This window comes from Ruegeria sp. YKSF57 (assembly GCF_059612585.1).
Map to the genome: position 1 here is coordinate 1 of NZ_JBXWQW010000062.1, position 20,647 is coordinate 20,647.

The 20,647-nt window shown below is 58.7% G+C and carries 22 protein-coding genes, 1 tRNA gene and 1 pseudogene; 12 read left to right on the plus strand and 12 right to left on the minus strand.

Annotated features, from left to right (window positions below; genetic code table 11):
- Positions 1-1,288 precede the first annotated feature (1,288 nt).
- The 5 genes from AC2FLX_RS19565 to AC2FLX_RS19585 all read right to left on the minus strand — a co-directional run bounded on the left by AC2FLX_RS19565 (position 1,289) and on the right by AC2FLX_RS19585 (position 4,252).
- On the minus strand, positions 1,289-2,293 hold the full coding sequence (locus AC2FLX_RS19565) for a DUF2652 domain-containing protein (protein ID WP_480751460.1): 1,005 nt from the start codon (positions 2,291-2,293) through the stop codon (positions 1,289-1,291).
- A gap of 75 nt (positions 2,294-2,368) precedes the next feature.
- Positions 2,369-2,782, minus strand: a complete 414-nt coding sequence (locus AC2FLX_RS19570; RefSeq protein WP_480751461.1) for an ester cyclase — start codon at positions 2,780-2,782, stop codon at positions 2,369-2,371.
- A 120-nt stretch (positions 2,783-2,902) separates the two neighbouring features.
- Positions 2,903-3,481, minus strand: coding sequence for a TetR/AcrR family transcriptional regulator (locus AC2FLX_RS19575; protein ID WP_480751463.1), 579 nt, complete (start codon positions 3,479-3,481; stop codon positions 2,903-2,905).
- Between the two features lie 215 nt (positions 3,482-3,696).
- A tRNA-Ala gene (locus AC2FLX_RS19580) sits at positions 3,697-3,772 on the minus strand.
- 159 nt (positions 3,773-3,931) lie between these two features.
- Positions 3,932-4,252: a TIGR02300 family protein gene (locus AC2FLX_RS19585; protein ID WP_480751465.1), complete on the minus strand. Its 321-nt coding sequence runs from the start codon at positions 4,250-4,252 to the stop codon at positions 3,932-3,934.
- Positions 4,253-4,352: 100 nt separating this feature from the next.
- Here AC2FLX_RS19585 and AC2FLX_RS19590 point away from each other — a divergent pair, with 100 nt between their 5' ends.
- Both AC2FLX_RS19590 and AC2FLX_RS19595 read left to right on the plus strand, forming a co-directional pair.
- On the plus strand, positions 4,353-5,048 hold the full coding sequence (locus AC2FLX_RS19590; protein ID WP_496811241.1) for a M48 family metallopeptidase: 696 nt from the start codon (positions 4,353-4,355) through the stop codon (positions 5,046-5,048).
- A 33-nt stretch (positions 5,049-5,081) separates the two neighbouring features.
- Positions 5,082-5,726, plus strand: a complete 645-nt coding sequence (locus tag AC2FLX_RS19595; RefSeq protein ID WP_496748123.1) for a GntR family transcriptional regulator — start codon at positions 5,082-5,084, stop codon at positions 5,724-5,726.
- A 10-nt stretch (positions 5,727-5,736) separates the two neighbouring features.
- Here the strand turns inward: AC2FLX_RS19595 and AC2FLX_RS19600 are convergent, their stop codons facing one another.
- Positions 5,737-6,540: a methyltransferase domain-containing protein gene (locus tag AC2FLX_RS19600; RefSeq protein ID WP_496807796.1), complete on the minus strand. Its 804-nt coding sequence runs from the start codon at positions 6,538-6,540 to the stop codon at positions 5,737-5,739.
- A gap of 164 nt (positions 6,541-6,704) precedes the next feature.
- Between AC2FLX_RS19600 and AC2FLX_RS19605 the strand changes: the two genes are divergently transcribed.
- Genes AC2FLX_RS19605 through AC2FLX_RS19620 form a run of 4 tightly spaced genes read left to right on the plus strand, consistent with a single transcriptional unit; the run spans position 6,705 to position 10,499 of the window.
- Positions 6,705-7,718 (plus strand): ABC transporter substrate-binding protein, encoded by a 1,014-nt coding sequence (locus tag AC2FLX_RS19605; protein ID WP_496748127.1) that lies wholly within the window; start codon positions 6,705-6,707, stop codon positions 7,716-7,718.
- A 34-nt stretch (positions 7,719-7,752) separates the two neighbouring features.
- Positions 7,753-8,520, plus strand: a complete 768-nt coding sequence (locus AC2FLX_RS19610; protein WP_496811242.1) for an ABC transporter ATP-binding protein — start codon at positions 7,753-7,755, stop codon at positions 8,518-8,520.
- Positions 8,513-9,307: an ABC transporter permease gene (locus AC2FLX_RS19615; protein ID WP_496811243.1), complete on the plus strand. Its 795-nt coding sequence runs from the start codon at positions 8,513-8,515 to the stop codon at positions 9,305-9,307. The genes AC2FLX_RS19610 and AC2FLX_RS19615 overlap by 8 nt, the downstream gene beginning before the upstream one ends.
- A 49-nt stretch (positions 9,308-9,356) precedes the next feature.
- Positions 9,357-10,499, plus strand: coding sequence for a lytic murein transglycosylase (locus tag AC2FLX_RS19620; RefSeq protein WP_496811244.1), 1,143 nt, complete (start codon positions 9,357-9,359; stop codon positions 10,497-10,499).
- 9 nt (positions 10,500-10,508) lie between these two features.
- On the opposite strand, the gene AC2FLX_RS19625 is transcribed toward AC2FLX_RS19620, so the two are convergent.
- The gene (locus tag AC2FLX_RS19625; protein ID WP_480751477.1) at positions 10,509-11,471 is read right to left on the minus strand and encodes an acetyl-CoA carboxylase carboxyltransferase subunit alpha; all 963 of its coding nucleotides are present in this window, start codon (positions 11,469-11,471) and stop codon (positions 10,509-10,511) included.
- Between the two features lie 376 nt (positions 11,472-11,847).
- Between AC2FLX_RS19625 and AC2FLX_RS19630 the strand changes: the two genes are divergently transcribed.
- On the plus strand, positions 11,848-12,429 hold the full coding sequence (locus AC2FLX_RS19630) for a PA14 domain-containing protein (RefSeq protein WP_496748136.1): 582 nt from the start codon (positions 11,848-11,850) through the stop codon (positions 12,427-12,429).
- Positions 12,430-12,474: 45 nt separating this feature from the next.
- On the opposite strand, the gene AC2FLX_RS19635 is transcribed toward AC2FLX_RS19630, so the two are convergent.
- Both AC2FLX_RS19635 and AC2FLX_RS19640 read right to left on the minus strand, forming a co-directional pair.
- Entirely contained in the window at positions 12,475-13,095 is a 621-nt protein-coding gene (locus tag AC2FLX_RS19635; protein WP_496748138.1) for a hypothetical protein, read from the minus strand.
- 64 nt (positions 13,096-13,159) lie between these two features.
- Entirely contained in the window at positions 13,160-14,122 is a 963-nt protein-coding gene (locus AC2FLX_RS19640) for an L-malyl-CoA/beta-methylmalyl-CoA lyase (RefSeq protein ID WP_496811245.1), read from the minus strand.
- Positions 14,123-14,417: 295 nt separating this feature from the next.
- On the opposite strand from AC2FLX_RS19640, the gene dgcN reads away from it, so the two are divergent.
- The 3 genes from dgcN to AC2FLX_RS19655 all read left to right on the plus strand — a co-directional run bounded on the left by dgcN (position 14,418) and on the right by AC2FLX_RS19655 (position 17,334).
- Positions 14,418-15,419: an N-acetyltransferase DgcN gene (gene dgcN, locus AC2FLX_RS19645; RefSeq protein ID WP_480751482.1), complete on the plus strand. Its 1,002-nt coding sequence runs from the start codon at positions 14,418-14,420 to the stop codon at positions 15,417-15,419.
- A 75-nt stretch (positions 15,420-15,494) separates the two neighbouring features.
- A complete protein-coding gene (gene dgcA, locus AC2FLX_RS19650) occupies positions 15,495-16,460 on the plus strand; it encodes an N-acetyl-D-Glu racemase DgcA (protein ID WP_496807802.1) in 966 nt (321 codons plus the stop codon).
- A gap of 13 nt (positions 16,461-16,473) precedes the next feature.
- Complete coding sequence (locus tag AC2FLX_RS19655) at positions 16,474-17,334, plus strand: D-amino-acid transaminase (protein WP_496748145.1); 861 nt, start codon at positions 16,474-16,476, stop codon at positions 17,332-17,334.
- An 8-nt stretch (positions 17,335-17,342) separates the two neighbouring features.
- Here the strand turns inward: AC2FLX_RS19655 and AC2FLX_RS19660 are convergent, their stop codons facing one another.
- Positions 17,343-18,143: a DODA-type extradiol aromatic ring-opening family dioxygenase gene (locus AC2FLX_RS19660; protein WP_496811246.1), complete on the minus strand. Its 801-nt coding sequence runs from the start codon at positions 18,141-18,143 to the stop codon at positions 17,343-17,345.
- A gap of 185 nt (positions 18,144-18,328) precedes the next feature.
- On the opposite strand from AC2FLX_RS19660, the gene AC2FLX_RS19665 reads away from it, so the two are divergent.
- Positions 18,329-19,519: a CaiB/BaiF CoA transferase family protein gene (locus AC2FLX_RS19665; RefSeq protein WP_496748497.1), complete on the plus strand. Its 1,191-nt coding sequence runs from the start codon at positions 18,329-18,331 to the stop codon at positions 19,517-19,519.
- Here the strand turns inward: AC2FLX_RS19665 and AC2FLX_RS19670 are convergent.
- The gene (locus tag AC2FLX_RS19670; protein WP_480751491.1) at positions 19,506-19,820 is read right to left on the minus strand and encodes a DUF1244 domain-containing protein; all 315 of its coding nucleotides are present in this window, start codon (positions 19,818-19,820) and stop codon (positions 19,506-19,508) included. The genes AC2FLX_RS19665 and AC2FLX_RS19670 overlap by 14 nt on opposite strands.
- Positions 19,821-19,920: 100 nt before the next feature.
- Positions 19,921-20,160 (minus strand): DUF6868 family protein, encoded by a 240-nt coding sequence (locus AC2FLX_RS19675; RefSeq protein ID WP_480751492.1) that lies wholly within the window; start codon positions 20,158-20,160, stop codon positions 19,921-19,923.
- A 305-nt stretch (positions 20,161-20,465) separates the two neighbouring features.
- Between AC2FLX_RS19675 and AC2FLX_RS19680 the strand changes: the two are divergent.
- A pseudogene (locus AC2FLX_RS19680) lies at positions 20,466-20,647 on the plus strand (cupin); the annotation flags it as partial.

A 20,647-nucleotide genomic window follows, 5' to 3' on the forward strand; every position in this document is an offset into this window, starting at 1 on the left:
CCCCAGCCGTGGTCTATTGGCTGAGAAAAGAAGAAACCCAAACCGATCAGCAGGAGCAAAGAGTAGCTTAAACTACGCCAAAACCTGTCCAAACATTGGGGAGTAGTTCATTCTTGTCGTAGCCACGATAGGCAGAGACTTGCATTCCAACCATCGCAATCGCTTCGATAGGTATCGAACAATGGATTGTGGACTAGAGTTTGTTGGTTTTTTGAGGTGCCTGTCCAGCAACTTCGATTTGCGGCTTCGTAGAGCAGGATTAAATAACCCTATGATGGCAGACCTCATGGGAGGTACATGTGTGTCCGCTTTGTCCTGCGACATGTGAATTAGGCAGGCAAATCTCGCTGCACGAGACACGAAAGACCAGTTTCCCCGCCGCATGACAGCACACGGAACGGTACATAAGCAGCAACTTTTGCGCTGCGTGCGCGCGCAGCAGGAAATCAGGATGACCGGGTTGGGCTCTCAACAGACCTTAGCCGCAGCGTCAATGAATGGCGGCTATCGTTATTGGGTCAGAAATGCTTGACGTTTGGGTCAGAATTGAATGACGCGATATACCGATTTGTTGAGGTTTTGGAAGTCGATTGAGTCAGAAATCAGTGACGTTCCACAACATTGTTGAACGTCACACGAACCTGACCCAACCGTCACAGTTGGACCAGAAACAAGGTGAACGTTCGACTTTGAAAGCCTCCCCGATGTTGGACATCAGTTGATTGACCTTTGCGTCATAAACTAACACGCCGCCCCCATTTCATACTCCCGCACCGAGTTTCGTTTGATCTGGCTTTCCTTTTGGAAAATCAGGGCTGATTTGTAGATCAGACAGCGAAGCTGGCTGTTCCTGCCGATCTTCCAAGTGGCGAACGCGGGAGGGGGCGAGGCAATGCAATTCGACAGGGGTGGTGCGGCCCGCAGGCTCAGCCGAGGACACGGCCCTGACTAATAGGTCTGCCCGAGGGGGAGGGCGGCGCCCTCGCCCAGACGGCCAGGGGCGTTTGGCTTGTTCAAATCCCGCCGGTCCACGAAAGGAAAGCGGCGGAGAGGATGACCCTCCACCATTGGCGGTTGTTACATTCTGTCATACGGCAAAAGGGACAGTCGGCCCATACCGGTCAGTCGACTATGGGCCAGATTGCTGCAGCCGCTGCTCGCGTTGTGGTCAATCGTTTCGTGAGCAACAAAGAGAGCGGCTACACTCACCAATCTTGGGGTAAAGCTGAAATTGATATGAAAGATCTTCAGGGTTCGGACATGTTTTCAAGTTCTGAGCTGCGCCTTGCTATCTGGAACGGCCTAGTTGCTCATTCATGTCTGCAAATGACACCGCCCAAAAATCGGCAAGAAACGCAGAACATTCCTGTTCGGAGACCTCCGAACGGGTGCCATCCGCATCCGTGGCCTTGCCCATCGTGTATCTTAGTTCCGTGCCCGTGTCCGTTTCGGTCAGATGATATGTCTCCGGAAAGCTCACTTTCGGACGCGCAGGATCCAGAATGCGAGTTGAGAAATAATCAAACGGTTCCCAATCCGTGACGCGATAGAAGAACTGAGCCATTTCGTGCGCACAGTGATAGCCGGAGCCGGGGCCGAGCCGACCGAGCGGGTTCTCCATCCGGATTTCTCCGACCCGGTTCATCCACTTCAGTTTGTGTTCAGGACTGACCAGTGCTTCCCACACCAAGCCTATGGGCGCGTCGAAATGGTACCGCATGGTCCACACGCCATCCGCTTCTTCGAGAAAGTCGCGCTGTCGGTTGGCGCGCATATTTTCCCAGGACCTGGCCAGATCGAAGACTCTCAAGCGGACGTGACCAAAATGATCAATCTCCTGCGAATAAGGTTCCAGTATGTCACTGATGTCCATGGCCTTTGCAGCCGCTTCAGTGAAAAGGGCGTAGCTGCGAATGCCGGTATGTTCGGCTACTTCCGTTTTGGTCAATCTGTGGACAAGAATGACATCCGACCCGGAGATGTCCCGGGTGGGGCCCAGTTGCATCTCGTCGAACCGGCCATGGTGGGCAATGATCTTGAGATCGAGATCCTCAACATTGGCGCAGGCGCGGCATGGGCATGTTGTGTTGGCGATTATGTTTTGCCGCCTGAGCGTGAATGCGTTGTAGAGATTTTCGCAGATGGTGAGAAACGTCTCTCCTGAAGGAAAATCCTGACGCGTCGAATACGCCAAAACAGCATCACCTTCTGTTTTCCAGAAGTGTAGCGGATCGCCAATCTGCTCAAACAGAACCCCCAAAAGAGACTGCAGGATCGGATTGGCATGATCCATTTCAGATGACGTCAGAAACCGGGTGTAGCCGGTTATATCCGCGATCATCAGATAACCTGTGTGGTGTGCTGTCATCTACCCCCACCCAAGCTGCTTCATTGAGTGAGCATCATTCCAGATCTTGGTCATTCGGGCAATCTTGTCGCCTTCGAACTCCATGACATACGCATACTCCGCAGCAACTGTGTTACCTGTCGGCGGCACTGGCCCACCTTCGCCGGTCTGGGTCCCTTTGAAAACCGATGTGGCGACCACGATATTTCGTTCGTGGTCGGTCGAGAACGACTTGAGAACGTAGTGACCGTCTGGAACCGGCGTCAACAGTCCGGCGGTCCATGCAGTGTAACCTTCTATCGTCGAGATATCGGCCAACGCGTCCGCCTGGCAGGAAAAGGGTGCGTTGGCGTGGCAATACTCTTTGCACACCTGCCAGCCCTTGCCGGTTTCACAAGCATCAAAGAACGCCATTGCGGATTCGGAAATTGTCATTGTTCTCTCCCATGTCTGTCGCGCCGAAAACGGCTTGTCGCGCTCGCCGGGGAGGCGCATGGGGTTTTATTAAATCATTTATTTTAAAAAAGACACTTTAAAATTATCAACCCCACACCCCTATGTCTTCAGCGTTGCCATGATCATGCTGTAAAAATTTGAAATATCACGCTTTTTATTGTCATGCCGTCCATAGAGAACAGCGCCGTGGACGCAGAACACAATGAAACTCGCAAGCTGCTTGGGGTCTTTGTCAGGCCCGATTTGTCCGTCGGTCTGAGCGTTTTTCAAGGCGGTTTCAATCAATGATTCGATCTCTGCACAGAACGCGCCAACCTGTTCGGCGGCATCAGGGCTGATCGCATGTTTTTGCGCCAGATGGTTCATCATCAGGCAGCCCTTGTATTCCGTTTTGGCAGCACCCAGCATGACGTTTTTCAGGAACGTCTCTACGCCGACCATGTTGGGATTGTCGCGCAGGATTTGGTATCGTGGTCCAATCACATGGCCACGATAGTGGCTCAAAGTTTCAAGGAACAGCCCGTCCTTGTCTTTGAACTCCTTGTACATGCTGGCAGTATTCAGTCCGGTTTCATGCACTATGTCGCTGATCGACGTCGCCACGTATCCTTTCTGCCAAAACACGCCCATGGCCTTTTCGACCACGTCGTTGCGAGAGTATGACTTCGGTCTTCCCATCGCGGCATATTAAAATGATCGCTTGACAATCACAAGGCACGTTGACGTGCGCTCCCTACTGCTCGAATTCAACTCTCAGATGCGAGGTTTTGGAGAACTCGCAGTCTGGGCATCAGTTGACAATGACTATTCGTCTACTCTGCAGCTTCATCTTGTGTCACACCTGTGTGTCACACCGCTCTAGTGTTTGCCTATCATGATGAACTGCTAGAATTTGGTGGAGCCTAGGGGAGTCGAACCCCTGACCTCTTGCATGCCATGCAAGCGCTCTCCCAACTGAGCTAAGGCCCCATGCCGTACCGCCTGTGCGGTGGACGGACGTTTATGCAACGCCGGTGAAGAGTGCAAGCCAAAAATACACCGATCAGGCCAAAATCTTCGGGCGTTGACCCCGTGCGACCCAACGGTCGTGCGGGTGCGGCGCGGGGCATTGCTGCCCCGTGCGGCGGTTCAGGACTCGTCGTCCGACGACACGTCGGTGATGTCGTCCAGCGAGACGCTGTCGTCGTCATCGTCATCGTCGAGCAGATCGTCGTCGAGATCGACATCCACGGCGTCGTCATCGTCGAGAAGATCGTCATCCGATACGGCTTCGCGGGCCTTGACCGATGCGGCATCTTCGGCATCGGCGGCGATCATCCGGCTCTTGCCGGTGTCCAGTTCCACGATCTCGCCCGTATAGGGGCTGACGATCGGGTTCTTGTTCAGGTCATAAAACCGTTTGCCTGTTGTCGGGCAAACGCGCTTTACACCCCATTCTTCCTTGGGCATGTGGAATCCCCTTGATATCTGCTGAGTCGTGTTGACGATTCAGGTCACCTGCCACATGCGGTAGGGACTGTCAAAGCCTTTACGCAAAAGGGGGCGCATCTTGGGACGACATGCATTGCCAGGGCATCCCGCCGTGCCGCTGACGCTGCGGCGTTCGGCGCGGGCGCGGCGTATCAGCCTTCGGATTTCCCAACTGGACGGGCGGGTTACGCTGACCCTGCCCACCGGTATCCCCGAGGCAGAGGCACTGGATTTCGCCCGCGCGAAAGAAGGCTGGATTCGCCAGCATCTTGAGAAACGCCCCGACCATGTGGCGCTGCACTACGGGCAGGACATCCCGGTCGAGGGCAGCTTGCGGCGAATCGTGCCCGCCACCGGGCGGCGGGTGGAGTTGCGGGCGAACGAAATCGCCGTTCCCGAGGGCGAGGCAGAGCGCCGCCTGTTGCGATACCTTCAGGAACTGGCCCGCGACCGGCTGACCGGGGCCTGTGACGACTATGCCGCCATGATTGGCCGGCGCTACGTGCGGCTGACATTGCGGGACACGCGCTCGCGCTGGGGATCGTGCAACTCCGAAGGGGCGCTCATGTTTTCGTGGCGGCTGATCCTCGCCCCGCCCGACGTGCTGCACTATGTTGCCGCGCACGAAGTGGCGCATCTGGCCGAGATGAATCACTCCCGCGCGTTCTGGGCCCAGGTCGAGCGGATCTTTGGCCCGTATGACGCTCCCCGAAATTGGCTGCGCGACAATGGCAGCAGCCTGCATCGTTATCGTTTCGACGCAGGTGTGAGTTGACCTTGGGCGAATTTGTGATCACATGAACGGATGTTGAGCGCACGCCAGACCGACATCCAATCCGCCACGCATGACCGGATCTACCGGGTCCTGCGGTCGCGGATCATGCATGGCGAAATCCCTCCGGGGCACGCCTTGACCCTGCGCGGGATCGGCAAGGAATTCGGTGTCTCGATGACGCCTGCGCGCGAAGCGGTGCGGCGCCTTGCCGCCGAAGGCGCGTTGTTCCTGTCCTCTTCGGGCCGGGTCTCGACGCCAGAGCTGACCAACGACCGGATCGAGGAGCTGGCCGCCCTGCGCGCCCTGCTCGAGGTGGAACTGGCCAGCCGCGCCCTGCCGCGTGCGCATATGGCGCTGATCGACCGGTTGCAGGCGATCAACATGAACGTGGCCGAAATGGTCACCAAGCGTGACGGGGTGGGTTATATCCGCGCCAATCTGGAATTTCACCGCACGCTCTATCTGCGGGCGCAGGCGCCGGCGATGCTGGCCATCGCCGAAACCGTCTGGCTACAGCTTGGCCCGACCATGCGCGCGCTTTACGGGCGGCTGCAACGTACCGATACGCCGCATTATCACCGGCTGATCATCGCCGCGCTCAAGGCAGGCGACGAACCGGGGTTGCGTTTGGCGGTCCGTTCCGACGTCACCCAGGGGTTGCGGCTGCTGGTCACCTGACCGACAGCATTCAGGGCTTTGTGGCGATCTGGCTGACATAGGACATGAAGCCGAAAAACCTGTTGGCCTGCAGCCGCTGCCGGGCCTCCGCTTTCAGGGCCGCCGCCGTTTCCGGGAACAACAATCCGGTCTCGGCCATCCTGTCCGCGCCCCGGTCAATTACCGTCATGAAATACCCGGCCTCGCCTTCGGCCACATATCCATGCCCTTGTCGCGTGCCTGGCTCGAACCCTGCATGCGTCAGCAGATCGCCCACCTGACGCATGATCCACAGGTTGGTGACATTCTGGTTGATCATGAACCGGACGATCTGGTCCAAAGGGTCGTAATCGCCGATCTGGGCCGTGGCGGTGTCGTAATCCCCATCACAGATCGCCAGCACGCCGCCCGGCCTGAGGATGCGGAATGCCTCGGCAATCGCATCGCGAGGGGTGGGGACATGACATAACAGCGTGTGCATCAAGACCATGTCCACGGATGCGTCCTGCAACCCGGTGTCTCTGGCATCACCGGTCTGGAAACTCAGGTTCGGCTCGGCCGCGAACTGCGCGCGCGCCCGCTCGACCATGACCGGTGAGGGCTCGATCCCCAACGCGCTGGCGGCCCCGGCAACCTTGATCAGGTCGTGTGTCACATGGCCGGTACCCGACCCAAGCTCCACCGCAAATGCGCCGGACGGCAGTTTCATCCCGCGCAGATAAGCTTCGCGTATCGCGACCTGCGACGGGTCAAGACAACGCGCCTCCATCGCATCCGCGATCGTGGATTGAACGGCGTGGTCCTGCGCTGCGAGGTTGGAATACGGATCTGACATGGCGCTCCCCGGTCTCTTTTCTGTCCGGTCAGTGTCACTCGAATCGGCCAAATCTCCAAATTCACCCGCGCCGGTCACCTCAGCCGGCGCAGCGAATGGCGGACAGGGCTTGGATGATGTCCCTATCTGAGACATTATCCTTCGAACAATAGGGGAGAGAGACCATGACACACTTCACCCGCCGCGGCGCCTTGGGATTGATGGGGGGCGCAGCGGCGCTGCCCGCCTTGGGAACTCCGGCCCTTGCCAACACCAAGATGACGGTCGGCGCGTTGCGCTTTACCAGCCATGCCGCGTCTTTTGTTGCCTACGAGCGCGGCTATTTCTCGGACGAGGGGCTGGATATCGAGTTCCGCTTTTTCGAGGCGGCGCAACCGATGGCGGTGGCGATTGCCAGTGGCGATGCGGACTATGCAGTGACGGCGATCTCGGGTGGTTTGATCAGCCTTGCCGAAAAAGGCGCAACCAGGGTGATCGGCGGCGCTCTCAGCGAAGAGCAGGGCATCGACGGCCAGATGATCCTGGCCTCGAATGCCGCTTACGAGGCCGGGTTGACCAGCCCGGCGGCGCTGGACGGCAAGAAATTCGCGGTCACGCAACCGGGATCGTCCTTTCACTACATGGGGTCCAGGATCGCGGCCGCCGAGGGTGTCTCGGTCAGCTTCACCCCGCTGCAGAAGGTCGGCGCGATCATTGGCGCGATGAAATCGGGGCAGGTGGATGCATGGTCGATCGTGCCCCACATCGCCAAGGCTCTGGCAGGTGGTGGTGCGGTTCAGGTGATCGGCAATGTTGCCGACTACATCCCCGACTATCAGGTCACGACCGTGTTCACTTCGGCAGACAATGCCGCCAACGAACGCGCCCAGACCGAGGCTTTCCTGCGCGCCTTTTCGCGCGGGGCGGATGATTTCAACGCCGCGCTGGTCGACAGCACAGCCGGTGACGAAGCCGCCGAGGATATGGTGCAGCTGATCCACAAATACGTCTACACCGACCGCCCCTATGAAAAGGCCGCACCGTCGATCCGCAACGGCGCGATGCGTATCAATCAGGGCGCGGCGCTGAACATGGCCTCGGTCGAGGACCAGTTGAGCTGGTTCAAGTCCGAAGGGCTGATCAAGCCAGAGATCACCAGCGACATTCTGGTTGATCCGTCATATGTCCAGATGATCTGAGCGGGCAGGGCGGGGCCACCCGCCCGATTTCTTCATGGAACTGACAATCCGGAACCTGACGCACCGCTATGGTGACATGCTGGTGCTTGACGATGTCTCGCTGCACATCCCTGCGGGTGAAATCCTGTGCGTGGTCGGCCCCTCGGGCTGCGGCAAGTCCACCTTGCTGCGGATGATCGGCGGACTGGAACAGCCGGAACAGGGGCAGGTGTTGCAATCGGGCGAGGTTCCCGACGGATGCCTCAACCCCCTGACTTTCGTGTTTCAGGACTTTGCCCTGCTGCCGTGGCGCAGCGTGGCGGGGAACATTTCACTGGTGCTGGAGGATCACCGGCTGCCGTCGCGAGTTGTACAAAATGGCATATCGGATGTTCTGGAGCGTACAAAACTGACAGATTTCGCAAATGCACTGCCCAGACAGTTGTCCGGCGGCATGAAGCAGCGCGTCGCAATCGCTCGCGCACTGGCGGTCAACCCGGCGGTTCTGCTGCTCGATGAACCGCTGTCCGCGCTGGACGCGCAGACCCGCGAACTGTTGATGGAAGACCTGATTTCACTGTGGTCACGGCAGCCATTCACAGCCGTATATGTCACCCATAACCTGGCCGAGGCGGTGCGTCTGGGTCACCGCATCGCAGTCCTGTCGCGCCGCCCCGGACGGGTGCGCGAAGTGATCGCTATCGACACGCCGCTGACCGAAAGAGAGGCCGGAGATTCCGACCTCGAAGCGCTGCAAAAGCGGCTCTGGGACCTGATGCGCGAAGAGGCGCTGGCGGCGGATCAGGAGTTGGCCGATGCCTGACGCTTCACGCCCTGTCCCGTTTCGCGGCGGTGGCTTTTCGCCGGTTTCAAAACGCGGTGCAGGAGCTGCGGTTTTCATTGTATTGCTAGTACTTATCGAATGGGGAACGCGGGTTGGCTGGATCTCGAACCTGACCCTTCCGCGCCCCTCGGACGTGGGGGCCACGTTGATGGAACTGGCCCGTTCAGGCGCGTTGTGGACGCATCTGCTTCCCTCGGTGACGCGGCTTCTTGTGGGGTCGGCGATGGGTGTAAGCGCAGGGATCTGCGTTGGTGTCATGATCGGTCTGTTCTCTTACGTGCGGGCCGGGCTGGTGCCTTTGGTGGCCGCGATTTTTCCAATCCCCAAGATCGCGCTGCTGCCGCTTTTCGTGATCTGGTTCGGTATCGACGAGGGGTCGAAATACGCCCTGATTGCGCTGGGCACCTTCACGCCTACGGTGGTCTCCACCTATGGCGCGGTGGACAATGTCGACCGCAACCTGATCCGCATGGGGCAAAGCTTTGGCCTTGGCTGGAACAGCATCGTCCGCAAGATCGTCCTGCCCGGCGCACTACCCGGAATCCTGTCCGGACTGCGCGTTTCACTGGCAATCGGCATCATTCTCTTGGTCGCAGCCGAGATGCTGGGCGCCGAATTTGGCATCGGCGCCTACATCCTTCAGGCAGGCGCGCTGTATGACCTTGAGCGACTTTTTGCCGGAGTTGTCATTCTGTCGGCGCTGGGCATTCTGACGAGCTGGGCCATCGGGCTTTTGGAAAAACGCCTTCTGGCGTGGCGCAGTTGATCGCTGTATTCTGGGGCAAAGGCAAATCAGAAAAAGAGCAGGCCGGGCAATGATCAATCGACGGATGTTTTCCCTTGGAGTTGGCGCAACGCTTGTGACCGCCTGTTCGGGCGGTGGTGTGGCGCCCACACCGCAAGTCACACGGATGCGCGCGGTGCCGAATGCGGGCTGGGAGGCCTGGGTGACCAGTTTCAAGAACCGTGCGTCAGCGCAGGGTATTTCCCAATCCACGATCAACACAGCGTTTCAGGAGGCCGGCTATCTGCCCGAGGTGATCGAGCGGGACCGCAACCAGACGGAATTCAAACGCTCGCTGGAGGATTATCTGGCCATCGCTGCCTCGGACGAGCGCATCAACACCGGCCGACAGATGCTGCAACGCCACGGCAGTACCCTGTCGCAGATCGAGTCGCACTACGGCGTGGACAAGGAAGTTGTCGTTGCCATCTGGGGGCTCGAAAGCCGCTATGGCGCGCGTCGTGGTGATGTGCCGGTGGTCTCGGCACTGTCGACACTGGCCTATGACGGGCGGCGCGGCGCATTCTTTGAAAGCCAGCTGGTTGCGGCACTGAAGATCGTTCAGAACGGGGATACAGCGCCCCGGAACATGACCGGAAGTTGGGCGGGAGCGATGGGGCACACGCAATTCATCCCGACGTCTTATCTGGCCTATGCCGTCGATTTCACCGGCGACGGACGGCGCGATATCTGGTCAGAGGATCCTACCGATGCGCTGGCCTCGACGGCGGCGTATCTGGCGCGCTCAGGGTGGGTTCGGGGGCAGCCCTGGGGCGGCGAGATTGGCTCTGCCGCGGCCCGTTCGGGAACACCGATTGCCACCTTGCAGCCGCAGGTGCCCGGACCACAGATTGCGGTTTTCCAGAATTTCAGGGTTATCAAGCGATACAACAACTCGGACAGCTATGCGATTGGTGTGGGCCACCTGTCCGACCGGATCGCCGGAGGCGGACCGTTCAACGCATCCTTTGGTCCCGATGAAACCGGGTTGACGCTGGATGACCGCAAGGAGTTGCAACAACGCCTGACTGCCGCCGGGTTTGACACGCAAGGTGCGGATGGGGTGATCGGGTCGAACTCCACGACGGCAATCAGTGCCTATCAGCGCGCCAACAACCTGACGGTGACAGGCCAGCCATCTGCCGAGCTGTTACTGATGCTGCGTCGAGGCTAGCGGCGCGGCTCAGGCCGCGAGTCCCCTGGACCCGATATCCAGGAACTTCTGACGGCGGTCCTTGATCAGGGTCGCGCTGTCCTTGCCGCCCAGTTCCGTCAGCATGGTGGCAATCGCCTTGCTGACGGCCTCGATGGTGCTGTGTTTATCCCGGTGCGCGCCGCCTTTTGGTTCGGTAATGATCCGATCGATCACGCCCAGCTTGTGCAAGTCCTGCGCGGTCAGGCGCAGCGCTTCGGCGGCCTCGCGCATTTTTTCGGCATCCTTCCACAGGATCGAGGCGCAACCTTCGGGAGAGATCACCGAATAAACCGAGTGTTCCAACATCGCCACGCGGTTGGCGGTGGCGAACGCAACCGCCCCGCCCGAGCCACCCTCGCCGATGATGACCGAAACAAGCGGTACGCCGATCTTGAGGCACATCTCGGTCGAGCGGGCGATTGCTTCGGACTGGCCGCGCTCTTCGGCGCCCTTGCCGGGGTAGGCGCCAGCAGTGTCGATCAGAGTGATAACCGGCAGGCCAAATCGGCCTGCCATTTCCATCAGGCGTACGGCCTTGCGGTATCCTTCGGGCCGGGCCATGCCGAAGTTGCGTTCGATCCGCGACTTGGTGTCGCTTCCCTTTTCGTGGCCGATCACCATGACCGGTTGGTCGTCGAAACGCGCCAACCCGCCCATCACGGCAAGATCGTCGGCAAAGTTTCGGTCCCCGGCCAGGGGCGTGTATTCTGTGAACAGCGCTTTGATATAGTCCTGACAATGAGGTCGTTCCGGATGGCGTGCCACCTGGCATTTCCGCCAGGGTGTCAGATCCTTGTACAACTCGTCCATCATCTTGGCAGCCTTGGCATCCAGCGCCGCCGCTTCGTCAGCCACGTCCATTTCTTCGTTGGCCCGGGCCAGCGCGCGTAACTCTTCGGCCTTGCCTTCGATTTCAGCCAGCGGTTTCTCGAAATCCAGATACTGGGTCATGACGTCTCTCAAAGCGGAATCTCCGCGTTATATGGCCCGAGGTCGCCCAAGATGCAACTCGGCAAGATTTAAGTTACCCGAATAGGATGTCGACGGTGTGTTGGGCGAGTGGCAAGAAACACCTCGGCGGTTTTGGACTTTGGTTGATCTGAGGTTCTTTGAAGCCGCCACAAGTTCCATACGGGAACCTTCTGATCTTTTTTGCGTTAGTTGCGGGGTGATTAATTTCGGCGCTTTCAAAACCTTGAAAACATGTGTGCTGGAAAAGTGATCACGTCGGACTTGCCGAGTGAAAACTTGCCGAATAGGCTTTTGTTGATGGCGTTGTGAAAGACCGGGGGAAACCGGCGGCGACGCACCCAACAGGGAGTTGATGATGAAATCTGTCGTTACCGGGTTGGCCGGAGTTCTTGCACTGGGAATGGTTGTCACGGCCTCGGCCGAGACCCTGACGCTTACTCCCGCAAGCCCACAGCCGTCGAATCCCAAGGCGGGGCTTGCGGTGAAATATGCCTGGGCGGGTGATCCGCCCGCGCAGATTCAGTCGATCAGTGCCGCCAAAAGCATGATTGCCGACGCCAAACCGGGCTTGCCGCTCAGCGGTCTCGACTACCGAGACACCGATGAGGGCGAGCCTGTCATGACCTTCGATCAGGCGATGAATGTTGCTGCTGACATCAAAGGGTATATCCGGTTCGACGCGCCGGGAACCTATACGCTGGAAACCTGGTCGAACGATGGAATCGATGCGAATATCGGCGGGCAGCAGGTTGGATATTTTTCCAGCCGCCAACCCTGCGAAGCCAATCAGCGCGTGGATGTCGAAGTGCCAAAAGCGGGCTGGTATGATCTGAGCATCGTCTATTTTCAGAAATACAGCACTGCGTGCCTGATGATGAAATGGGGCAAGAAGGGTGACAAGCTCAAATGGGTGCCGAACGACGTCTTTGGTCATTGACCAACTTGAGTGATCAAAGCAAGCGGGGCCATTTGGCCCCGTTCGTCATTTTGGGGAAAGGCCAAGTGCTGCGCGCAATGCGGATTCGGGTGCGCTGAGTACCGGAATGCCGCAATTCAGATGTGCCGTTGCCCCGGCCATAGAGGCCTGTGCCAATACGACACAAGCTGTGTCCGGGGCAATTTCCAGTGCGCGCGACAGCTGCACGGCAATGCGTTTGGCAAAGGCTTCGGTATCGCCCGAGATAAAATGCACCCAAAGATGGGCAAGCGGCAACTCACGGATGTTGGGTTCCAGTCCGATCTCGGCAAAGGCTTTGGTCAACAACCGGGTCGAAGGTTCGCGCGTGCTGTCCAGACAATAAGCCATCAGGACCGGTCCTCCGGTTGATGCGGCCTCTTGCATCATGGGCCAGTCGACGCGCAGTGCCCCGGCCCGCGCAGCGATCTCGCCGATTGTCGAACAGGTGCAAATCGCGTTTGGCGCAGTGAAGATGGCCGAGTGGATTTCCAACGCCAGTTCGGCATTGATCCCGTGCAAGCCCCGGTCCAGCCAGTCAGGGCGCACAACATGCGTCAGCTTTGCATCCGGCGCGATCCGCGCCGAAAGAGCGTCAAAGGTGGCGCAATGCACTGCGGCGGTATGAAACAATGTCAACTCGGTCATACTTGGAAACCTATCAGAAAAGGGCGCCCGATGGACGCCCTTTCGCAAAATCTCGATATGGGCGTCAGCCGTTTGCGGAAATCAGTTCTGCCTGGGCCACGATCACCTCGGCCTGCTTGATCGAAGCGATGTCAACCAGGCGACCCTTGTAGACAGTAGCACCTTCGCCTTTGGCCTTGGCCTGCTCCATTGCGGCAAGGATTTCGCGGGCCTCGGTCACCGCTTCGTCGGACGGGGTGAAAACCTGATTGGCCAGCGCAATCTGTTTGGGGTGGATCGCCCATTTGCCGACCATTCCGAGCGTGGCTGAACGTCTGGCTTGCGCGATATAGCCTTCGTCATCCGAGAAATCTCCGAACGGTCCGTCCACCGGCAACACCCCGTGGGTGCGGCAAGCAGCAACGATGGCGGCCTGGGCCCAGTGCCACGGGTCTGACCAGTGCTTTTCGCCATTGCACAACATATAATAATTTTCCTGCGTGCCACCGATGCCGGTGGTCTGCATCCCCATCGAGGCGGCAAAATCAGCCGCGCCCAGGCTCATCGCCTGCAAACGGGGGGAGGAGGCTGCGATTTCCTCGACATGGGCAATGCCGGCAGAGGATTCGATGATCACTTCGAAACTGATCGGCTTGGTCCGGCCCTTGGCGCGTTCAATGGCGGTGACCAGCGCGTCGACGGCATAGACATCGGCGGCGCAACCCACCTTGGGGATCATGATCTGATCCAGCCGATCACCCGCCTGTTCCAGCACGTCCACCACATCGCGGTACCAATAGGGTGTATCCAGCCCGTTGATGCGCACCGACATGGTCTTGTTGCCCCAATCGAGGGTGTTCAGCGCCTCGATCACATTGGCGCGGGCAGTATCTTTGTCCGAAGGCGCAACCGAATCTTCAAGATCGAGGTTGATGACATCCGCTGCCGACGCCGCCATTTTTGGAAACAGCTTGGTGTTGGAGCCGGGACCGAACAACTGGCAACGATTGGGGCGCGCAGGGGCGGCGGGCTGTATGCGGAAACTCATCGGTTGACCTCATTGAGTAAGGAAATTGCGATTTTCTTGCAGAATGAGGTATTAAATTGCGCGCACTTGCGCAAGCGTCATTATGCGTGCGCAGCAATGCAATCGCAGCATCCATCAAGATAAGGCGCTGTCAAGGTGATCAAAGATTAATCAGTTTGAAAACTTCGAAGATTCTTGCGTGATTATCGCAGATCGTGCAATGATCTTCGCTTTGAGTGAAGTGAGCGGGGAAATACGCGAAACGCTCGTAACGGCGCTTCAATAGGGTTCGCCGGAAACAAAGGAGTGCACCGCAATGATCGAGACACCGTATCTGCTGTTTTTGGGCGATGCGCCCGACCAACTGGCGGCCAAGGTTGCCGTCGGCATCAAGGACTGGCGTCCGGAAAACGCCGTGGGTCAATTCCGTATGGACGGTTGCAAGGCCGATCTGGGTCTGAAGGACATGGATCTGGTCGAAGCGCGCGAGGCAGGGGCCAAGACGCTGGTAATTGGCGTGGCCAACCGGGGTGGTGTGATCAGCCAGGAATGGAAGAAAGTTCTGGTCATGGCGCTGGAGGAAGGGTTTGATCTGGCTTCGGGCTTGCACAACCTTTTGCGCAACGAGCCGGATCTGGTGGCCGTAGCCGAAGCTTGTGGACGGACCCTTCATGACGTGCGCGTGCCTTCGGTAGATTACCCGATTGCCAACGGCATCAAGCGCAAGGGCAAGCGGTGCCTGGCGGTTGGCACCGATTGCTCAGTGGGCAAGATGTATACAGCGCTGGCAATGGACAAGGAAATGCGCGAGCGCGGCATGAAGTCGAGCTTCCGCGCTACCGGGCAGACCGGCATCCTGATCACCGGTGACGGTGTGCCACTGGATGCGGTGATCGCCGATTTCATGGCCGGATCGGTGGAATGGCTGACCCCGGACAATGACGACGATCACTGGGACCTGATCGAAGGGCAGGGCAGCCTGTTCCACGTTTCCTATTCGGGCGTCACCATGGCGCTGATTCATGGCGGTCAGCCGGATGCGCTGATCTTGTGCCACGAACCCACGCGGGAGCACATGCGCGGCCTTCCGACCTATCAGTTGCCGACGCTCGAAGCGCTGCGCGATACCGCGCTGAACTTGGCTCTGGTGGCTAACCCTGACTGCAAAGTGGTGGGTGTTTCGGTAAATACCCAGCACATGGGCGAAGGCGACGCCAAGGCCTATCTGGCGCAGATTGAGGCCGATATGGGGTTGCCTGCGACCGATCCATTCAGGTTTGGGTCCGACAAGCTGGTGGACGCGCTCGCCGCGATGTGATGCAAGCGGCTCGCCGGTGGCGGAGTATGGCCGCCTCCGGCGGGAGTATTTGGAAAAAGATGAAGGAGCAGGCGAGTGCAGATCGAAGTCTCTCGCGACGTGTTCCGGCTGGCGCAGGTGTTCACCATCTCACGCGGGTCGCGGACCGAAGCCAAGGTGTTGACGGTGCGGGTGACAGACGGTGCGCATCAAGGTTGGGGCGAATGCGTGCCTTATGCGCGCTACGACGAGACACTGGAAACGGTCGAAGCCGAGATTGTCGGGTTGCCTGCGGAGTTTACGCGCGAAGGGTTGATGGACCTGTTGCCTGCTGGTGCGGCGCGCAATGCGGTGGATTGCGCTTTGTGGGATCTGGAAGCCAAGCGGACAGGCAAGCGGGTTTGGGAGCTGGCAGGTCTGCCGGAGCCGGGACCGGAAATCACCGCTTACACGCTGTCTTTGGACACGCCCGAGGCGATGCAGGCGCAGGCAGCCAAAAATGCCCATCGGCCTTTGCTGAAGATCAAGCTGGGTACGCCCGACGACATGCCGCGGCTGGAAGCAGTCCGTGCGGGTGCGCCGAACGCAAAAATCATCGTTGACGCAAACGAGGGATGGACCGCCGAGGTGTATGCTGACCTCGCGCCGCATCTGGTGCGACTGGGTGTTGCATTGGTCGAACAGCCCTTGCCAGCCGGGCAGGACGAAGCGCTGATCGGGATGGATCGCCCGGTGCCGGTCTGTGCCGACGAGAGCTGTCATGACCGTGCCAGCCTGCCCTCGCTCAAGGGCAAATACGATGTGGTTAACATCAAGCTGGACAAGACCGGCGGTCTGACCGAGGCGTTGAAGCTGCGCGCAGCCGCGTTGGCCGAGGGGTACGACATCATGGTGGGGTGCATGGTGGGCAGTTCACTGGCGATGGCCCCTGCGACACTGGTGGCTCAGGGCGCGATGGTGACAGATCTTGACGGCCCGCTGTTGTTGGCCGAAGACCGCGACACCCCGTTGATTTTTGATGATGCCGGAGTGTACCCGCCCAAAGCGGCGCTCTGGGGCTGAGGAGACACAAGACATGACCCGCACCGTTTATGTGAATGGAGAATACCTGCCTGAGGACGAGGCAAAAGTCTCGATCTTTGACCGGGGGTTTCTGATGGCCGACGCGGTCTATGAGGTGACCAGCGTTCTGGGCGGCAAGCTGATCGACTTTGAGGGCCACGCGGTGCGCCTAAAGCGGTCGTTGGACGAACTGGACATGGCCGAGCCCTGCAGCAAGGACGAGTTGCTGGAAGTTCATCGCCAACTGGTGAAGCTGAACGGAATCGACGAGGGTTTGGTTTACCTGCAAGTAACCCGCGGCTCCGACGGGGATCGGGATTTCGTGTTTCCGTCGGCCGATACCAAGCCGACGATCGTTCTGTTCACCCAAAACAAGCCTGGTCTGGCCGACAGCCCGGCGGCGGCTAAAGGCAACAAGATCATTTCGATCGAAGATATCCGCTGGGGCCGTCGCGACATCAAGACGGTCCAGCTTTTGTATCCGTCGATGGGCAAGATGATGGCCAAGGCGGCGGGCTGCGACGACGCCTGGATGATCGAGGATGGGTTCGTGACCGAAGGCACCTCGAATAACGCCTATTTCGTCAAGGCCGGCAAGATCGTGACTCGGCCGCTGTCGAACGACATCCTGCACGGGATCACCCGCAAAGCGGTGCTGCGTCTGGCTGCCGAGGCGCAGATGGAGATCGAAGAACGCCTGTTCACCATCGACGAAGCGAAAGAAGCGGACGAGGCATTCACCACTTCGGCAAGCGCCTTTGTCATGCCGGTTGTCGAGATCGACGGAGTGCGACTGGGGGATGGCACACCCGGACCGATCGCCCGACGTCTGCGCGAGATTTATCTGGACGAAGCCCGCAAAGAGGCAATCTGAGTTGCCGCTCAACCGAACCGATAGCTTGACGCGGTAAGCGAGCCGAAAAACTGGGTTTCGTGATACACGCGTTTTGCGGGGGCCTCTTCGGCGGCCCCCAGCGCCACAAAAAGCGGCACCAGATGGTCCTCCTGCGCGTGACAGGTGCGCGCGGACGGAGCGCTTTCCCAATTCAGCATTGCTTGCGTTCTGGCATCCGGTTCAAGTCCAAGTGCTGCGTCGAGCCAGGCGTCGAATTCCGCCGAGGGCTTTTCCCCCTCGCGTCCCATCAGGCGCAGGTTGTGATAGCTGAGGCCGGAACCGACGATCAGCACGCCATCATCGCGCAATGGGGCAAGGGCGCGGCCAAGTGCCAGATGCTCTGCCGGGTCATAGTGACTGCGCAGAGAGATCTGAAAGGTCGGCATATTCGCTTCAGGATACATCACCGCCATCGGCGCGAATGTTCCGTGATCGAACCCTTGAGTGTCGTCCAGCCGAACCGGCAGACCTGCTGCCGACATCAGATCAGCACTGCGCCGTGCCAGATCAGGAGCACCGGGTGCCGGATAAACGATTTCATAGGTCTCTGGCGGAAAACCGAAATAGTCATACACCATGGGCGGTCGGGGGGATGACATGACAGCATATGCATCGCTTTCTTCCCAGTGTCCCGAGATCATCAGGACCGCTTTAGGCCTTTCGCCAATATCTTGTGGCATCCGTGCCAGAGACGTTTCCAGTTCCTTGAACCGTTGGCGCATGTCAGGCAGCCATGGCCATGGACCGCCACCATGCGAGATAAAATAGGTTGGCAATGGATTGGGCATGATCACCTCGGGACGCCTGATGTTTGCAGTAAGGATATGACAGATTGTCCGCGACTGTCAGGTCGCTTTCCAAACAGTATTTGTGCGTTTCTGCGTCCTTCGGAATGAATGCGACAGCGAGTTGGCGCAAACTGCCCAGTGTACGAAATCCCTCGCCCCTAGGTTCAATGTGGGAGGGGCGGAACATGCAGCCATTCGAGGGAATACGAGTGCTTGATCTTACGCATGTCTATGCGGGACCGTTTTGTACCTTTCAACTTGGCGTTCTTGGGGCCGAGGTCATAAAGATAGAACCGGTGACGCAACCCGACATGACCCGTGCGGAGGGCGCGGATGCAGCGCTGAACGCCATTGGCATGGGGTTGGGGTTTCAAGCGCAGGGGGCTGGGAAACGCACCTTGGCGCTTGATCTGAAATCGGACGAGGGTCGGGAGATCTTTGACCGGCTGGTTCGAACCGCAGATGTCGTGGTGCAAAACTATACGGCCCGCGCGGTCGAAGCTTTGGGATTGCGATATGATCGGCTAGCGGCCTTGAAACCTGATCTGATCTATTGCGCCATCAGCGGGTTCGGTGCGACAGGGCCGAAGGCAGGCCATCCGGCCTATGACGTGGTAATACAGGCCTATACAGGGGTCATGACCGCCAATGGCGAGGTGAACGGCACCCCAATTCGTGTCGGACCGGCCATGGTAGATTACGGAACCGGGGCGCAGGCCGCGCTGGCGATTTCAGCGGCGCTTTTTGGGCGCGCGACGACAGGGCAGGGACGGAGGATCGACGTGGCAATGACCGACTGCGCGTTGATGATGATGAACTCTAACTCGATGACCGCATTGGCAACTGGCAAGGCGCCAAAACCACATGGTAACAACGACCCTTCGCTTGCCGGCTATGCGACATTCGAAACTGCGGACGGTTTGCTGATGATCGGAGCATACACCAATACTCAGATGGCGAACCTGATGCGGGCGATCGGCAAGCATGAGCTTGCCGAAGAAATCTTGCAAACGCCCCGCGCTGAAATCGGCAAACGACGAGAGGCGGATTCCGCCGCAATCGCGCAGGCCATGGCTTCACGAACGGCTGAGGAATGGGAGCAGGTGCTCAACGCACACCACGTGCCGGCGGCTCGTGTACGGAGTTTGGAAGAAACGTTAGACGAGGCGCAGCTGGCCACGCGAAACGTCATTCAAAAGGTGGATGATCGCAGGTTTCCCGTGGCGGGCTTCACCTACGATTTCGGAGCGCCTGCATTGACCAACCCACCCCGCGCCCATGGCGCGGACAGCCGCGCCATATTGGAGGAATTTGGTGTCGACGCGGCCGCATTCGACGACCTGGCTGCGCGTGGTATAGTGTTCAGCCCTTCTTGAGGACGTTTTCCTCGAACGCGACCTTGAAGGCAGCCTGTTTCTCTTGGCTGGCTTCGGTCTGGTAGTTGGTTTTCCACTCGTCCATGGTCATGCCGTAGTAGATCTCGCGGGCCTCGTTCTTGTCCATTTCGATGCCCTTTTCGTTGGCCGCTTCCTGATACCAGCGTGCAAGGCAGTTGCGGCAGAACCCGGCAAGATTCATCAGGTCGATATTCTGTACGTCCGTGCGATCTTCCATCAGGTGTTTTTGAAGGCGGCGGAAGGCTGCGGCCTGAACTTCGATTTCGGTTTGTTGGTCCATGCGTGGGCTCCGTGTGAGTGACTTGGCCTTGAGGTAGCAACACTTGTCCGGCGATACAATAATCGGAGGCCATGAGGTGGCCACCACATCGATCACGGGATCAGGCCAGTTTCAACGCCACCCACGGCACAAGGCAGAAGACCAGCGTCAAAACCTTGTAATTGGCCAGATATCGGAAATAGGCCTTTTTGACCTCTGTCTTTTCCATACCGAACATGTTGCCATGAATGGTCGCGATCCGGTCTTGCAAGGCAACCACCATCAATGTGCTGAGGAGTAAGATACTGATATTCAAGACCGTCATCCAGCCGAAGACCGTCGCCAGGGTTGCCTGAGTCATGGTCGTCTCCTTTCCTTTTCGATATGGGGGTAACTGGATGCACTCACAAGAATGCGCGGAGAGCGCCCGGCCAATCCGACCTGACGTCACAAGTGATTTTAGGCAAGGGCGGGTTGATTTTGGGTGACGCCACAAAATGCCCAGCCCTTTGAGGGCAGAAAGGCGAACCGAACTACAAAACAACTGGACGATGGTTTTGCCTTGCAGCCTATGAGTTCGCCCGGCATGTTTTTTTGCAGGCGTTCCACGGTGTCTTCGAAGGAATTCAGTGTCGGATGGGAGCAAAGGCATGTTGGGAGTGAACGGTGAGATATTTCAGACTTTTCGCAGATGAGACAGGTGAAAGCCATTGGGAGACCGTCGAGGTTGCGCTGGAGGAGAAGGCTTTTGCTCCGCCAGCCAAAAGCATTGAAATATCTGCCCCAGAACGTGCGCGACAGATGTTGTTTCTAAGACTCCGGGCGGGCTGGGATGAGCCGGTCCACGT

Bases quoted from the DNA above. Each gene is read 5' to 3' on its own strand.
- AC2FLX_RS19585 (WP_480751465.1), bottom strand. From the start codon at position 4,252: ATGCCCAAGGAAGAATGGGGTGTAAAGCGCGTTTGCCCGACAACAGGC.
- AC2FLX_RS19625 (WP_480751477.1), bottom strand. From the start codon at position 11,471: ATGACCCAGTATCTGGATTTCGAGAAACCGCTGGCTGAAATCGAAGGC.
- AC2FLX_RS19575 (WP_480751463.1), bottom strand. From the start codon at position 3,481: ATGGGAAGACCGAAGTCATACTCTCGCAACGACGTGGTCGAAAAGGCC.
- AC2FLX_RS19610 (WP_496811242.1), top strand. From the start codon at position 7,753: ATGGAACTGACAATCCGGAACCTGACGCACCGCTATGGTGACATGCTG.
- dgcN (WP_480751482.1), top strand. From the start codon at position 14,418: ATGATCGAGACACCGTATCTGCTGTTTTTGGGCGATGCGCCCGACCAA.
- AC2FLX_RS19600 (WP_496807796.1), bottom strand. From the start codon at position 6,540: ATGTCAGATCCGTATTCCAACCTCGCAGCGCAGGACCACGCCGTTCAA.
- AC2FLX_RS19660 (WP_496811246.1), bottom strand. From the start codon at position 18,143: ATGCCCAATCCATTGCCAACCTATTTTATCTCGCATGGTGGCGGTCCA.
- AC2FLX_RS19675 (WP_480751492.1), bottom strand. From the start codon at position 20,160: ATGACTCAGGCAACCCTGGCGACGGTCTTCGGCTGGATGACGGTCTTG.
- AC2FLX_RS19640 (WP_496811245.1), bottom strand. From the start codon at position 14,122: ATGAGTTTCCGCATACAGCCCGCCGCCCCTGCGCGCCCCAATCGTTGC.
- AC2FLX_RS19605 (WP_496748127.1), top strand. From the start codon at position 6,705: ATGACACACTTCACCCGCCGCGGCGCCTTGGGATTGATGGGGGGCGCA.
- AC2FLX_RS19655 (WP_496748145.1), top strand. From the start codon at position 16,474: ATGACCCGCACCGTTTATGTGAATGGAGAATACCTGCCTGAGGACGAG.
- AC2FLX_RS19670 (WP_480751491.1), bottom strand. From the start codon at position 19,820: ATGGACCAACAAACCGAAATCGAAGTTCAGGCCGCAGCCTTCCGCCGC.
- AC2FLX_RS19570 (WP_480751461.1), bottom strand. From the start codon at position 2,782: ATGACAATTTCCGAATCCGCAATGGCGTTCTTTGATGCTTGTGAAACC.
- AC2FLX_RS19630 (WP_496748136.1), top strand. From the start codon at position 11,848: ATGAAATCTGTCGTTACCGGGTTGGCCGGAGTTCTTGCACTGGGAATG.
- AC2FLX_RS19620 (WP_496811244.1), top strand. From the start codon at position 9,357: ATGATCAATCGACGGATGTTTTCCCTTGGAGTTGGCGCAACGCTTGTG.
- AC2FLX_RS19635 (WP_496748138.1), bottom strand. From the start codon at position 13,095: ATGACCGAGTTGACATTGTTTCATACCGCCGCAGTGCATTGCGCCACC.
- AC2FLX_RS19565 (WP_480751460.1), bottom strand. From the start codon at position 2,293: ATGGATCATGCCAATCCGATCCTGCAGTCTCTTTTGGGGGTTCTGTTT.
- AC2FLX_RS19615 (WP_496811243.1), top strand. From the start codon at position 8,513: ATGCCTGACGCTTCACGCCCTGTCCCGTTTCGCGGCGGTGGCTTTTCG.
- AC2FLX_RS19665 (WP_496748497.1), top strand. From the start codon at position 18,329: ATGCAGCCATTCGAGGGAATACGAGTGCTTGATCTTACGCATGTCTAT.